Source organism: Burkholderia sp. NFPP32 (assembly GCF_900119325.1).
Classification (GTDB): Bacteria; Pseudomonadota; Gammaproteobacteria; order Burkholderiales; family Burkholderiaceae; genus Burkholderia; species Burkholderia pyrrocinia_C.
This window is the reverse complement of sequence record NZ_FPJP01000002.1, coordinates 232,389-246,687: the sequence shown is the minus strand read 5'-3', so window position 1 is coordinate 246,687 and position 14,299 is coordinate 232,389. Positions and strand designations below refer to the sequence as shown.

At 67.2% G+C, this 14,299-nt stretch carries 13 protein-coding genes; 5 read left to right on the top strand and 8 right to left on the bottom strand.

Features of this window, described 5'->3' with window-relative positions:
* Nucleotides 1–26 precede the first annotated feature (26 nt).
* Nucleotides 27–821, bottom strand: a complete 795-nt coding sequence (locus BT264_RS05450; RefSeq protein ID WP_072436706.1) for an SDR family NAD(P)-dependent oxidoreductase — start codon at nucleotides 819–821, stop codon at nucleotides 27–29.
* A gap of 171 nt (nucleotides 822–992) precedes the next feature.
* Here BT264_RS05450 and BT264_RS05445 point away from each other — a divergent pair, with 171 nt between their 5' ends.
* Nucleotides 993–1,838, top strand: a complete 846-nt coding sequence (locus tag BT264_RS05445) for an AraC family transcriptional regulator (protein WP_072436707.1) — start codon at nucleotides 993–995, stop codon at nucleotides 1,836–1,838.
* Nucleotides 1,839–1,912: 74 nt separating this feature from the next.
* Here BT264_RS05445 and BT264_RS05440 read toward each other — a convergent pair whose 3' ends face one another.
* From BT264_RS05440 to nthA, 4 genes are all read right to left on the bottom strand, one after another.
* Nucleotides 1,913–2,500 (bottom strand): LysE family translocator, encoded by a 588-nt coding sequence (locus BT264_RS05440; protein ID WP_072436708.1) that lies wholly within the window; start codon nucleotides 2,498–2,500, stop codon nucleotides 1,913–1,915.
* Between the two features lie 183 nt (nucleotides 2,501–2,683).
* Nucleotides 2,684–3,946 (bottom strand): GTP-binding protein, encoded by a 1,263-nt coding sequence (locus tag BT264_RS05435; RefSeq protein WP_072436709.1) that lies wholly within the window; start codon nucleotides 3,944–3,946, stop codon nucleotides 2,684–2,686.
* Entirely contained in the window at nucleotides 3,943–4,596 is a 654-nt protein-coding gene (gene nthB / locus BT264_RS05430; protein WP_072436710.1) for a nitrile hydratase subunit beta, read from the bottom strand. The genes BT264_RS05435 and nthB overlap by 4 nt, the downstream gene beginning before the upstream one ends.
* A 43-nt stretch (nucleotides 4,597–4,639) precedes the next feature.
* A complete protein-coding gene (gene nthA / locus BT264_RS05425) occupies nucleotides 4,640–5,239 on the bottom strand; it encodes a nitrile hydratase subunit alpha (RefSeq protein ID WP_072436711.1) in 600 nt (199 codons plus the stop codon).
* 511 nt (nucleotides 5,240–5,750) lie between these two features.
* Between nthA and BT264_RS05420 the strand changes: the two genes are divergently transcribed.
* From BT264_RS05420 to BT264_RS05405, 4 genes are all read left to right on the top strand, one after another.
* Nucleotides 5,751–6,647, top strand: a complete 897-nt coding sequence (locus BT264_RS05420; protein WP_072436712.1) for a transporter — start codon at nucleotides 5,751–5,753, stop codon at nucleotides 6,645–6,647.
* A 95-nt stretch (nucleotides 6,648–6,742) separates the two neighbouring features.
* Nucleotides 6,743–7,795 (top strand): aliphatic aldoxime dehydratase, encoded by a 1,053-nt coding sequence (locus BT264_RS05415; RefSeq protein WP_072436713.1) that lies wholly within the window; start codon nucleotides 6,743–6,745, stop codon nucleotides 7,793–7,795.
* Between the two features lie 46 nt (nucleotides 7,796–7,841).
* Nucleotides 7,842–9,368 carry an amidase gene (locus BT264_RS05410; RefSeq protein WP_072436714.1) on the top strand — a complete coding sequence of 509 codons (1,527 nt, stop codon included), beginning with the start codon at nucleotides 7,842–7,844 and terminating at the stop codon, nucleotides 9,366–9,368.
* A gap of 144 nt (nucleotides 9,369–9,512) precedes the next feature.
* Entirely contained in the window at nucleotides 9,513–10,553 is a 1,041-nt protein-coding gene (locus BT264_RS05405; RefSeq protein WP_072436918.1) for an AraC-like ligand-binding domain-containing protein, read from the top strand.
* A 73-nt stretch (nucleotides 10,554–10,626) separates the two neighbouring features.
* Here BT264_RS05405 and BT264_RS05400 read toward each other — a convergent pair whose 3' ends face one another.
* From BT264_RS05400 to BT264_RS05390, 3 genes are read right to left on the bottom strand one after another with little or no spacing between them, the layout of a single operon-like run.
* Nucleotides 10,627–12,075: a heavy metal sensor histidine kinase gene (locus BT264_RS05400; RefSeq protein WP_072436715.1), complete on the bottom strand. Its 1,449-nt coding sequence runs from the start codon at nucleotides 12,073–12,075 to the stop codon at nucleotides 10,627–10,629.
* The gene (locus BT264_RS05395; protein ID WP_034179625.1) at nucleotides 12,072–12,767 is read right to left on the bottom strand and encodes a heavy metal response regulator transcription factor; all 696 of its coding nucleotides are present in this window, start codon (nucleotides 12,765–12,767) and stop codon (nucleotides 12,072–12,074) included. Before BT264_RS05395 ends, BT264_RS05400 begins: the two co-directional genes overlap by 4 nt.
* 22 nt (nucleotides 12,768–12,789) lie before the next feature.
* Nucleotides 12,790–14,295, bottom strand: coding sequence for an efflux transporter outer membrane subunit (locus BT264_RS05390; protein WP_083533927.1), 1,506 nt, complete (start codon nucleotides 14,293–14,295; stop codon nucleotides 12,790–12,792).
* Between the last annotated feature and the right edge of the window lie 4 nt (nucleotides 14,296–14,299).

Sequence of the window (14,299 nt, the reverse complement as noted above, 5' to 3'; positions counted from 1 at the left end):
CGAAGCGGTGCGCCGCGCGTGAGCGGTCATGCGAGCGTGTCGACCACGCCGCCGTCGACGCGCAACGCCGCACCCGTGGTCGCCGAAGCCTGCGGCGAGCATACGTACACGACCATGTTCGCGACTTCCTCGGGCGTCGCGGGTCGCTGGATGATCGAGCTCGAGCGATGATCGCGCACGAAGTCCACGGCCACGTCTTCGACGCTGCGGCCCGTTTTGTCGGCCGTTTCCTTCAGCAGCGCGCGCACGCCTTCCGACAGCGTCGGCCCCGGCAGCACCGAGTTGACGGTCACATGGGTGCCGGCGGCGAGCTTCGCGAGGCCGCGCGAGATCGACAGTTGCGCGGTTTTCGTGAACCCGTAGTGAATCATGTCGACCGGGATGTTCAGGCCCGATTCCGACGAAATGAACACGATGCGCCCGGCATTGCGTTCGATCATCCCCTTCAAGTAATGCCGCGCGAGCCGCACGCCGGACATCACGTTCATCTGGAAGTAATGTTCCCATTCGGCGTCGTCGATGTCGAAGAACGCCTTCAGGCCGTAGATGCCCGCGTTGTTGACGAGGATGTCCGCATCGGGCGTGTGCTGCGTGACGCGCGCGACGCCGGCCGCGTCGGACAGGTCGGCGGCGACGCCCTCGAAGCTCGCGCCGGGCACGGCGGTGCGCAGTTGCGCGAGCGCGGACTGTACCGATGCGTCGCTGCGGCCGTTGACGACGACGCGCGCACCGGCGCGCGCGAGCCCTTCGGCGATCGCGAGCCCGATGCCGGCGGTGGAGGCGGTGACGACCGCGGTCTTGCCTTTCAGATCGATGTGCATGAGCGTGACGGGAGAGGAGTGAACGGGAACCGCCGCGCGTGTCGCGGCGGCCGGATTTCAAAGCTTAGGCGAAACGGCGCGATTCGGCTTCGAAGCTGCAAAGCGCGGGTTGCATCGGTCCGCGCAGTCTTGTACGGTGAGCGTTCGCTGCCCGAACCAGGAGCCCGCCGCGTGAGCCGTATCTCCAACCGATCCGCCGTACCGTCGCCGTTCTGGCGCGATGCCGCGCTGCCGTTCATCGAGGCGCGCACCGTCGACGACGGGCGCGCGATCTGCTACGCGAAGCACACGCACGACACGTTTTCGGTGGGCGCGATCGTCGGCGGTACGAGCACCTACGTGAACGGCGCGACGAACGCGCATGTCGGGCGCGGCGTGCTCGTGATCATCGATCCGGAGCAGGTGCACGCGTGCAATCCATACGGCCCAGACGCATGGGCGTACCGGATGGTCTACGTCGACGTTCCATGGCTCGCGCGGCTGCAGCATTCGCTGGGTCGCGATCCGAACGGCGATTTTCACGGGTTTTCGCCGAAGTTGACGGAGCGGTGCGACCTGTTCGCGCAATTTGGCGTCTTCTACCGCGCGCTCGTGTCGCCCGGCATCGATCCTCTCGGCAAGGAGAGCGCGGCGGTCGAATTCTTCACGCAACTGCACGGCGCGCTCGATCGCGAGCTGCCCGATCCGCGGCCGGGCGACGACAACGCAAAGCTCGCGCGCGCGGCCGACTACATCGCCGCGCATTGCCGCGAGGGCGTGACGCTCGATGCGATCTGCGCGGCCGCCGACCTGTCGCCGTCGTACCTGATCCGTGCGTTCAACGCGCGCTACGGGATGACGCCGCATGCGTTCCTGATCGATCGCCGCGTGCAGTACGGCCGCACCGAGCTGCGCCGCGGCCGGCCGATCGCCGACGTCGCGCTCGACGCGGGATTCGCGGACCAGGCGCACTTCCAGCGCGCGTTCCGGCGGATCGCGGCCGCGACGCCCGGGCAGTACCGTAGCGCCATGAGCTGAGCGCCAGGGCGGCGGAGTGTGGAGTGCGCTTGCGCCGTCGCTGCGCCGAGGCGCCCGATCTGCGGGCCGGCCGGCTACACGTCGAGCAGGAAAAGCGCGCTGCCCGCGAGCAGCAGCGCCATCAGCCGGTTGAACATGCGCATGCGCCGCGCGTTCGCGAGCCGGTGCCGCAGCGACGCGCCCGCATAGCCCCAGCACGCGATCGACGCGAAACAGATCACCAGATACAGCGCGGCGAATTGCCAGACCTGCGCGCGGTCGCCATCGGCCGCATACGCGCCCATCGCGGCCACGCACGCGAGCCACGCCTTCGGATTCAGCCACTGCATCGCCGCGCCGGCCGCCGCCGACGGGCCGGCTACGATCGGATCGGCCGACAGCCGGCCGTCGTCGAGCGCGAGACGCAGCGCCATGTACAGCAGGAATGCGATCCCCGACCACTGCGTGGCGGTTGTCAGCACGGGCCAGCGCACGAGCGCCGCGTGCAGGCCGAGGCCGATCAGCAGGAACAGCGCGACGAAGCCGAGCGTCGCGCCGGCCGCATAGCGCAGGCTCGCGCCGAGGCCGTGGCGGGCGCCCGCACTGAGCGCGACGATGTTGACGGGACCGGGCGTGATCGACGACGCCAGCGCGAACGCGGCCATCGAAACCAGCATGCTCATTGATTGTCTCCATGCGAATGTCAAAGTCGCATCGAGACTAAAGAAGCCGCGCGTGTCGGTATTGAAGAAAACTGCCCTCGGCGTCGCTGTCGGGATTCACGTCACGCTGAACCGGTCGCAGCGCGCACCGGCGACCGAAAGTCGTTGGACGCACCGTTGCAGCCGCGGTCGTCGAGTCTCACGTCACGGACGGGCGGTAGTCGCGAGCGCGTCGAACACGTCGGCTTCCGGAAGCTGCGGCCACGACTCCGGGCCTGCATCGATTTCTTCGACCGTCAGCAGACATGCATCGAGTTCGCGACGCAACCGGACGTGATCGATCGACTGCCCGATGAACACGATCTCCTGCCGGCAATCGCCTGTCGGCTCCTCCCATTTTTTCAGCACGCCGTCGCGACGATAGTCGTCGTGCGGCCAGTCTGATTGAGGAACGAATCGCCACCATCGCCCGACGTAACCCCACTGGAACGCGCCGCCCGTTTGCACGAGCATGGCGATGTCGGCATATCGGTGCGCAGCCCAGACATGTCCCTTGCAGCGAAGCAGCCGGCCATTGGCCCAGGGGCGACGCAGCCACGCGAGCAGGCGCGCCGGATGAAACGGCGCACGTTCGTGATAAATCCACGATGCGATCCCGTACGCATCGGATTCCGAGGGGCGTTCGTCGACCTGCATGCGTTGCATCCATCCCGGCGATTCGACGAGCGCCGGGAGATCGAAACGCCGCGTATCGAGGACGTCTGACGGATCGATCTCGCCGTGCTGCATCGGCAGGATTCGCGCGGACGGATTCAGCGATGCAAGGATGGCGCGCAGCCTGTCGAAACCTGCGTTGCCGATCCGGTCGAGTCGGCTCACGAGGATCACGTTCGCATATTCGACTTGTTCGATCAGCAGGTCCGACAGCTTGCGCGGCGGACCGGAATCGCTGCCGTTCGCGAGCGTGGCGTCGCGCGTGACCGGTTCAGCCGACGCGATCATGTCCTCGAACGTCTCGCCGTTGACCACCGTGACGAGCGTGTCCAGCCGCGCGAGTTCGCTGAGGCTGAAACCGTCGCGGTCGAGGAACGCGAACGTCTCCGCAACCGGCATCGGCTCCGAGATACCGGTCGACTCGATCAGCAGATAGTCGAAGCAACGCTGCCGCGCGAGCGTGCCGATCTGCTCGAGCAGATCGGCGCGCAGCGTGCAGCAGATGCAGCCGTTGCTCATTTCGACCAGTTCGTCCTCGCCTCGACGCAGCTCGACGTTGCGGCGCACGTCGTCGGCGTCGACGTTCACTTCGCTCATGTCGTTGACGATCACGGCGACCTTCAGGCCGGCGCGGTTGCGCAGGATGTGGTTCAGCAACGTCGTCTTCCCGGCGCCGAGGAAGCCGGACAGCACGGTGACCGGAATCCTCGGCGGTGCGGCGGCCGGCGCTTGTCGATTTCCCGGCGTCGTCATGCGCTCTGCCCGGACGCGCGATCCAGGTAGCCTTCGAACAGGTCGACCACAACGTAACCGTCGTCGGCGGCGGCGCCCCACAGATCCTTCACGCGGAACTCGACATGATAGGTCGGCTGATGCGCGGCTCCGGTGTCGCCGTGGCCGATCGCGTCCGGGAAGGGCCACGATTCGGTCGTCCGGTGCAGCACGACGCCTTCCTTGCCGCGAACGTAGCCCGGCGCGCGGATGTGTCCGCTGACGTATTCGTCGCGAACGACGACGCGATCGCCGACCTCGAACCGCGTCGAGTCGGGCGGTGCCGCCCGGCCGCCGGATTTCGGCGGGTTTGCGAGCCGGAAATGCGAACCGAGCGCGCGGTCGAGCTCATCCTGTGTGAGCACGCCGGTTTCGACGAGCAACGTGGCCGTCGCGATCACGTAGCGCTCGTAGTAGCGCGTGCCGACGTGCTGGCGCACGTCGATGCGTTCGACTGCGTGACGTACCTCGTCGACGCTGAATTTTTTCAGTTGGTCCACGCCGACGAACATCAGGCTGTACGCGAGATGCTCCCAGTCTTCCTTGAAGACCGGCTTGTAGCCGAGACTGTTGATCGTGTGCGGCACCGGGCCGAAACCCTGGAATCCGCCGAGGTCGTGAAAGCCGTCCATATGTGACTCCGAGATGAAGGTCGAAAGCGAAACGTGGTGCGAGTCAGTGCACGCGCGGCAGCGCCACGCCGATCAGCACGTCCTTCGTGACGAGCGTGCGCAGTTGTTCCTCGGTCATGTGCTCACTGCCGGCCGGCCGCACCGGCAGCACGAGATAGCGGCTTTCGGCGGTCGTATCCCAGACCTTCACGACGACGTCGTCGGGCAGGTCGGTGCCGAGTTCGCGCAGCACCGTGCGCCCTTCGCGGACGAGTCGCGCACGATATTCGAAGCCCTTGTACCACTCGGGCGGCAGCCCGAGCACCGGCCAGTTCGTGCATGAGCACAGGCTGCAGACGATCACGTTCTTCAGCGCCGGCGTGTCTTCGAGCGCGACGATGTATTCGCCCTGCGGCCCGGTGTAGCCGAACTGCGCGCACGCGGCCGTGCCGTCCTTCAGCAGCAGTTCGCGAAACGCCGGGTCGACCCACGCGCGCGCGACGATGCGCGCGCCGTTGGCCGGATCCCAGGTCGTGGACATCAGCTCGGTCAGGCCTTCGATATAGCCGTCGGGGATCAGGTTCTTCTCTTTCATCACGCGAAACAGCGCCCAGGCACGTTCGCCGGGCGTCGAGGCTGTTTCCGCGGAAGGGATCGCGCTCATCGTGGGGTTCCTTGTGGTGGTTCGGATTGACCGCCGCCATCGCGTTGGTACTGCCGTGGCGGGGCGTGGAAGCGTGGTGCCGGTCACGCTCGACGAGCAGGGTAAGAAGAGAAAAAGCGCGGTTCTTTGCCGGCACGGATCGGAAACTATGCTGAGACGGCCCCGTGGCGCGGCAGGGGCCGACGCGCAACGGAGGCACGGCGATTCACGGCATCGACAGGGCGCCCGGCACGCAACGGCGGCCGCCGGCGCACGTTGTGCGACCGCCGTATGGCACGGGTCGCGGAGGTCCGCCACAGCCAATTTCTTGTTCCGCCGGAAAACAGAAATGCGGATTTTGCCTTTCTATTCTCACCCTCAAGCGACGGCCGTTCGATGTCGCGAATCGCCGGTACTCCCGCAGTAACGGCGGAACAACAGTCAGCCAACACCCCGCTATTCCACCGTCCGGCAACGATTCCCGTTCGTCGTACGTCGAGCGCGGCGGTGTCTGTGCATCCAGGTGAGGAGCATGATGGACAACGTCAACAGATTGAAACTGAAGCGAATCGCGCGCTGGATCGGCTTGTCGCTGATGGTCGTCGCATCGCATTACGCGGGCGCGGTCGAGGTCGATCCCGGCGATTACGAGCAGTATCCGGCCGGCGCGACGATCGGCGTGCTGTACTACAACTACTCCGCGACGAACGCCTACTACGCGAACGGCCACCGGACGTCGGATTTCGACCTGCAGTCCAATATCGGCATCGCCCGCCTGCTGCATGTGTTCCAGCTCACCGACAGGCTCACGATCGATCCGCAGGTGTTGCTGCCGTTCGGTCACGTCAGCAGCTTCGGCAACGCTGGCGCGCTTGGCAGTACGAATGGTGTCGGCGACGTGATCCTGACCGCACCGTTGAAATTCCGCCTGAACGACGCGAAGGACGTCGTCGCCGCGACGGTATACGTCTACGCGCCGACAGGGAGCTACGACCAGAACCGCGGTCTCAATCTCGGCGCCAACCGCTGGTCGCTCGATTTCCAGGCGGCCTACATCAAGCACTTTTCGCCGCAGTGGGCGCTCGATCTCGTCGGCGACGCGATCTGGTACGGCAACAACACGTCGTACGGCGCGAGCGGCACGACGCTGCATCAGCGGATGAGCTACAGCGCACAGGCGATGGTGCGTTACATGCCCGATCCGGGCACGTCGCTCGGGATCGGCATCACGCAGCTCTGGGGCGGTGAAACGAGCGTGGGCGGCGCGGACAACAACGACGCGCTTCGCACGACGCGCATGCGGATCACCGCGGCGAAATTCGTGACGAAGTCCGATCAGGTGCAAATCCAGCTCGGCACCGATCTGAGCGTGCGCAACGGCCCGAAGAGCAGCCTGCTCGCCGGCCTGCGTTACGCGCACATCTTCTGACGACCCGCGTGCGCCGGGATACGCCCGGTGCATGTCGCTCCGTGTCCCCAACGTCGATACCTCGACATCCGATTCCCTTTCCAGAGAGGTCACGCATGGAATCCGCCATCGATAAACACCTGATCTGCCCGCGGACGCTGTCGCGCCGCGTCGCCGACGATTACCAGCCGCCGTTCCCGATGTATGTCGCCCGGGCCGCCGAAGACCTGAGCCAGGTCGTGATGGGCTATTTCGGCGTGCAGTATCGCGGCGCCGACAAGCGCGCCACGGCGCTGGCCGCGTTGCGCCGGATCGTCGCCGATTTCGGTGCGCAGGACGGCCCGAACAACTTCGATCTGACACAACACACCGACGACCAAGGCTACGAGAACCTGATCGCCGTCGGCTACTGGCGCGATCCGGCCGCGTATGCGCGCTGGATTGCGTTGCCGGCACTCGTCGAATGGTGGGCCTCCGACGCGCGTCTCGCGGACGGGATCGGCTATTTCCGGGAAATCGTCGCGCCGCGCGCCGAGCAGTTCGAGACGCTCTACGCATTTACGAGCGATTTCCCCGGCGTCGGCGCGATCATGGACGGCGTCAGCGGCGAGATCGAGGAGCACGGCTACTGGGGATCGATGCGCGACCGGTTCCCGATCTCGCAGACGGACTGGATGCGCGCGGACGGCGAGTTGCGCGTCGTCGAGGGCGATCCGGCCCGTGGCGGCCGCGTGGTCGTACTGGCACACGACAACATCGCGCTGATTCGCTCCGGCCAGGACTGGCGCGCGGCCGAGCGAGACGAGCGCCGACTGTATCTCGAGGAGATCGAGCCGACGCTGCGCAGCGGGATGGAATTTCTGCGCGACAACGGCGCGGACGTCGGTTGCTACAGCAATCGCTACGTGCGCTCGATCGATCTCGACGGCAACGTGCTCGACGAGAGCTACAACATCGGCCACTGGCGCTCGCTTGACCGCCTCGAGCGCTGGGCCGAATCACATCCGACGCACCTGCGGATCTTCGTTACATTCTTCCGCGTCGTGACCGGGCTGTCGAAACTGCGGCTGTATCACGAGGTTTCCGTCTTCGACGCCAAGCATCAGGTTTACGAATACGTGAACTGCCATCCGCGCACCGGACTGATGCGCGACGCCGTCACCCGCTGAATCCCGCCGGCGCCGGCGGTGCCGCTTACCGAACTGGAGAACGTCGATGGCCATCAAACGCCCGACTCGCGAACAACTGTCCGACATTGCAGCCGGTTTCGGCTTTCATGTCGATTCCCGCCAACTCGCCGAATACGACGATGCCCTGCAGGCGAACTTCGATGCGTACGACGCCATCGACGCGCTGCCCGACTATCTGCCCGTCGTCGCGTATCCGCGCACGCCCGGCTACCGCCCGGAAGGCGACGAGAACCGTTACGGCGCGTGGGCGCGCAAGAGCACGATCCACGGTGCCGCGGATGGCAAGCTGCGCGGCAAGACGGTGGTCGTGAAAGACAACATCTGCGTTGCCGGCGTGCCGATGCGCAACGGCGCGAGCACGTTCGAGGGCTATGTGCCCGACGTCGATGCGACCGTCGTCACCCGGGTGCTCGACGCCGGCGGCACGATCGCCGGCAAGTCGACCTGTGAGTACTACTGCTTTTCCGGCGGCTCGCACACGAGCGCGTCGGGGCCGGTGCACAATCCGCGCAAGGCAGGGCACTCGTCCGGCGGCTCGTCGTCAGGCAGCGGCGCGCTGGTCGCGAGCGGCGAGGTCGACATGGCGCTCGGCGGCGACCAGGGCGGCTCGGTCAGGATCCCGTCCGCCTATTGCGGCGTCTACGGGATGAAGCCGACGCACGGGCTCGTGCCGTACACCGGCGCGATGCCGATCGAGGCAACCGTCGATCATCTGGGGCCGATGACGAGCAACGTGCTCGACAACGCGCTGCTGCTCGATGTCATCGCGGGCGATGACGGACTCGATCCGCGCCAACGGGCGTTGCCGCCGCGCGCCGATTATCTCGGCGCGATCCGAGACGGCATCGCGGGACTGCGGATTGGCATCCTGCGCGAGGCGTTCGGGCTCGCGAATTCGGAGAAAGTGGTCGACGAGGCCGTGCTGGCCGCCACGCACCGGTTGCGCAAGCTGGGCGCGAGCGTCGACGAAGTGTCGGTGTCGCTGCATGCCGCCGGCACCGCGATCTGGCTGCCGATTGCGGCCGAGGGTGCGACGCAGCAGATGATGAAGGGCAACAGCCACGGTTTCAACTGGGGCGGCCTGTACGTGACCGGCATGATCGATCATCACGCGGGCTGGCGCGAGCGGGCCGATGAGTTGCCGGATACCGTGAAGGTGACGATGCTGCTCGGCGAATATTTCACGAGCCGGTATCGCGGGCGCTACTACGCGAAGTGCCAGAACCTCGCGCGGCGCTTGCGATCGGCTTACGACGCGGCGCTGCAGTCGTACGACGTATTGGTGATGCCGACCGTGCCGATGCGCGCGTCGAAGCTGCCGGAGCCCGGTTGCGCGATGTCCGAGTCGCTGACGAGGGCGTTCGAGATGCTCGCGAATACCGCGCCGTTCGACGTGTCCGGGCATCCGGCGATGTCGCTGCCGTGCGGGGTAGCCGACGACCTGCCGATCGGGCTGCAACTGGTCGGGCGCCGTTTCGACGAGGCGACGCTCTATCGCGTTGCTTATGCGTATGAACAATCATCCGACTGGCGTCGGACGACATGCTCATGACATGCCCGGAGCGGTAGCGCGTCGCCGCCGCGCCGCGTGTCGGTCCGACCGGCAACGCGGCGTACGCGGCCATCGATTGGACAATGCGCTTTTGAACGGGCACGCTACCGGCTGCGTGTTTGCTAACCCATGTGGGGCACGACCATGACGATGCGTCCTTTCCCGCGCGCCGCAAGCGGCGACGCGCCCGGTCTGGCGTCCGACAGCCCGCTGGACGAACGGACGAACGCGGCCATCGAGGTGCCGACCGACGGCTCGGTCAGCCAGCGTATCGAATTCTGGCGCGAGACGATTCTGCGCCTGTTCGCGGACGTGCAGATCGCGGCCGTGCAGAAAGCCGATTTCTTCGGCCGAGTGCGGCAGCGCAAGTGCGAAAAGATGCGAATCTCGGAAATCCACGCGAGCGAGCAGGCCGTGATTCGGCGTTATCGCCAGGCGCGCAGCGAGTATGAGGACAAGTATTTCGGAGTATTGATGCTCGAGGGCAGCCAATCGGTCGAGCAGGACGGCAAGATCGTCACGTTGCGCCCCGGGGATTTTGCGATCTACGACGCGACACGGCCTCACCATCTGCAGTTCGGCCAGTCGTGGCGCGAGATCGTCGTCAGCATTCCCCGGGCGACGCTGAACCAGCTCGTCATCGGGATGGAACACCGCACGGCGTGCCCGACGCAAACCGGGGAGGGCGTCGGCAGCGTCATGCGTGCGTTTCTCGAGCAGATGTCGTCGCAGATCCGTAGCGTGACCGAGGACGAGATGCGGCAGTTGTCGGATACCGCGATCACGCTGATCGCGATGACGCTAGGGGGCATGCAGCGCAACGACCTCGCGCAATCGAGGATGAAGGCGTTGACACTGACGCGTGTGAAGCGGCATGTGCTCGAGCACCTGCACGATCCGGAGCTGAACCCGATGATGATCGAACGGTCGATCGGGATTTCGTCGCGGTACATCAACAAGCTCTTCGAGGCCGAGGAGACGTCGCTGATGCGTTACGTATGGAACCTGCGGCTCGAACGGTGCGCGCAGGATCTCGCGAATCCGCAATGCGTGGCGCTGCGCGTGTCCGACGTCGCATTGCGCTGGGGATTCAACGACATGTCGCATTTCAGCCGCGTGTTTCGCGAGCGGTTTGCGATGTCGCCGCGGGCGTGGCGCGAGCAGGGTGGCAAGCCACGCGCGTAATGCGTCCCGGGCCGCGTTCGTGGCCGGCAAGCGCCGATCGGAGGCGGCCGGACGTCGACAGGCGCGGCCGCCGTCAATGCAGCGCGCGTGGTGCGTGGGCCGGACGCGAAGCGGCCGAGTCGGCTGCGTCGGCCGCGCGTAGCGGACCGCCCGCGCGGGGTTCCGTCGACACCGAGAAGCCGAACGTATTGATGCCGCCCGAGCACGCGACGAACACGCCGCCGCCGTGCATCTCGGCCACGGCCTTGACGATCGACAGCCCGAGCCCGTGGTTCTCCTTGCTGTTCGCGCGCGCTTCCTCGAGCCGGTAGAAGCGCTCGAACACGTGCGAGCGCTGCACCGGATCGATCGGCTCGCCGGGGTTCGACACGGCCATCTCGACGAGCGCGTCGCGGCGCGCGATCGTCACGTGCAGCGTCGCGCCGGGCGCCGAATGCTGGATCGCGTTGATCAGCAGGTTCGTCATCGCGCGGCGGAACAGCGACGGATCGACGGCCGCGCGCGCATCGCCGTGCAGTTCGGCGCGCAGTTGCGCCTCGTCGAGCGGGATTTCGAGGAAGTCGAGCATGCGCCGCACCTCGTCGGCGAGCGACACGTCCTTCAGGTCGGTCGCGCGTTCGCCGCGATCGCTGCGCGACAGGAACAGCATGTCGTTGATGATCACGCGCAGCCGCTCGAATTCCTCGAGGTTCGACTGCAGCGTCTGGCGCATCCGGTCGACCGAGCGATCGCGGCTCGTCAGCGCGACCTGGGTCTGGCCGATCAGGATGCTGACCGGCGTGCGCAGCTCGTGCGCGACGTCCGCGTTGAAGGCCTCGAGCCGCGCGTAGGTTTGCTGGATGCGTTCGAGCGCGCCGTTGAACGACGTGGCGAGGTCGCGCAGCTCGGCCGGCAGCGCGTCGGTGTGCAGCCGCTGGCGGCGGTTCGTGGCGCTCACGGTTGCCGCATCCTGCGACAGCCGGTCGAGCGGCGCGAGCCCGAAGCGCGCGACCGCGCGGCTCAGCAGCAGCGTGATGACGGTGGCGGTGGCGATCAGCGCCGCGAGCGTCAAGCCGAAGCGGCGCAGCATCCGCTGCGTGCGCTCGCACGAACTGGCGACGATCAGCTTCAGCGTCGGACGCTCGCCGTTGCCGGCGACCGTGACGGTCTTCGTCATCACGTCGTAGCTGCTGTCGTTGAGCGCGTAGCGCTGGAACGCGCCGAACGGCGGATCGACGGGCACGCCGTTCACCGGCGTACCGAAGCGAAATGCCGGGTTCGTGCTGTCGATCTGGTAGCGCGTCGAGCCGTCGGGCGGTTCCAGGTCGGCCAGCTTTTCCTGCATGAGCCGCCCGCGTGTGGCCGTCGTCGCATGCGACACGATCATCTCGGCGACCTTGGTGCGCGTATCGAGCGTCGCGCGCAGCTCGGCGAACAGCTGGCGCTCCATCATCACGAACAGCCCGCAGCCGACCAGCGTGAACACGAGCAGCGACACGATGCCGAACATCGCAGACAGCCGCAGGACGATCGAGCGTTTCATGCCTGCCTCTCGGTGTCGCCGTCCTCGCGCGCCTCGAGCACGTAGCCCATGCCGCGGATCGTGTGCAGCAGCTTGTCCGCGAACGGGCCGTCGAGTTTCGCGCGCAGGCGCTTGATCGCCGTCTCGACGACGTTCGCGTTGCTGTCGAAGTTTACGTCCCACACGAGTTCGGCGATCGTCGTCTTCGACAACACCTCGCCGCTGCGCCGCGCGAGCACGCCGAGCAGCTGGAATTCCTGCGCGGTCAGGTCGAGCCGCGTGCCGTCGCGGGTCGCGCGGCGGCCGATCAGGTCCACGCGCAGGTCGCCGATCGAGATCAGCGTCGATTCCTGCACGCGCGCGCGGCGCGTCAGCGCGCGCAGCCGTTCGATCAGCTCGAGGAACGAGAAGGGCTTGGTCAGGTAGTCGTCGGCGCCGCCGCGCAGCCCGCGCACGCGGTCGTCGACGCGGTCGCGCGCGGTCAGCATGATGACGGGCGTCTGCTTCTGCGCGCGCAATGCACGCAGCACGCCGAAGCCGTCGAGCTTCGGCAGCATCACGTCGAGCACGACCACGTCGTAGTCGAATTCGACGGCCTTCCATGCGCCGTCCTCGCCGTCGAGCGCGGTGTCGACGACCCAGCCTTCCTCGGTCAGGCCGCTCTTCAGGTATTCGACGACTTTCGGTTCGTCTTCGACGATCAGGACTTTCATGTGGTTTTTCCGCCTAATCGGGTTAAGGGCCGACGCCCGCGGTGCGCTGCGGGCCGGCCGTCGCGACGTCGGACGGCGCGCGGCCGCTCGTCGCATCGCCGTCCCAGCCGCCGCCGAGCGCCTTCGCGAGAAAGACGACGAGCGCCGCGCGCTGGCCCTGGATCTGCACGGCCTGGCGCTCGCTCGTCAGCAGTTGCTGCTGCGCCGTCAGCACGTCGATGAACGGCGTCAGGCCGCCCGCGTAGCGGTCCTGCGCGAGCGACACGAGCTTGCGCGCGTCGTCGACGGCCGCCGCTGCCTGCTGGGCGGCGTCGGCCAGCACCGACAGGCCCGTCACCGCATTTTGCACCTCCTGGAACGCGGTGAGCACGGTCTGCCGGTAGCTGGCCTGCGCGGCGGCATAACCGGCCTGCGCGAAATCGACGCCGGCCTTCAGCTTGCCGCCTTCGAACAGCGGCTGGCTGACCGACGCGCCGACCGACCACAGCAGTGCCGGCACGGTGAACAGGCTCGCGAAGCGCGTCGCATCCCAGCCGATGTCCGGCGACAGCGCGATGCGCGGGAAATACGCGGCGCGCGCGACGCCGATCTGCGCGTTCGCGGCCGCCATTGCGCGCTCGGCCGACGCGACGTCGGGGCGCCGTTGCAGCAGGTCGCTCGGCATGCCGGTCGGCAGCGCGGGCGCGTTGATCGGCACCACGCGCGGCGGCAGCGAGAATTCGGGGGCCGGCGTGCCGACCAGCGTCGCGATCGCGGTTTCGACCTGCGCGCGCTGCTGGATCAGCAACTGCGCCTGCGTGCGCGTTGCGTCGAGCTGCGAACGCTGCTGCAGCAGGTCGAGGCCCGACACGGCACCGAGTTCGTGGCGCGCGCTCACGTAGTCGAGCGCCTTTTGCTGCAGGTCGATCGAGCGCTTGACGACGTCGATCTCGCTATCGAGTTCGCGCAGCGCGAAATAGCTCGACGCGAGATCGGCGGTCAGCACGAGGCGCGCGTTCGCGAAATCGTCGTGCGCCTGCTCGGTGCTCGCCTGCGCGGATTCGACGCTGCGCCGCACGCGCCCGAACAAGTCGAGCTCGTAGCTGACGCTCGCGCCGACCTGAATCTCGTTCTGCACGGTCGACATGCTGCGCGTCGCGTAGTTGGTCTGCGGCCGGTCGGCGGAGATCTTGAAGCGCTGGCCGCTCGCGGTCAGGCCGACCGCCGGATACTGCGCGGACGCGACCGATGCGAGCGTCGCCTTCGCCTGGTCGTAGCGCGCGGCGACGGCCTTCAGGTTCTGGTTGTTGCGCAGCGCGTCGGCTTCGAGCGCGTCGAGCCGCGGATCGCCGAACGCGGTCCACCACGCGGGATCGAGCGGCGCCCGGGCCGGCGCGGCCGGGTGCCAGTATGCGTCGGCCGGGTCGAGCCGCCACGCGGCCGGCGTATCGACGGCAGGGCGCCGGTAGTCGGGGCCGACCGTGCAGCCGGCGACGGCGGCCGCTGCCACGACGGCGGCGAGCGCCGCGGGCCGCACGCGGGCGCGCATCGCG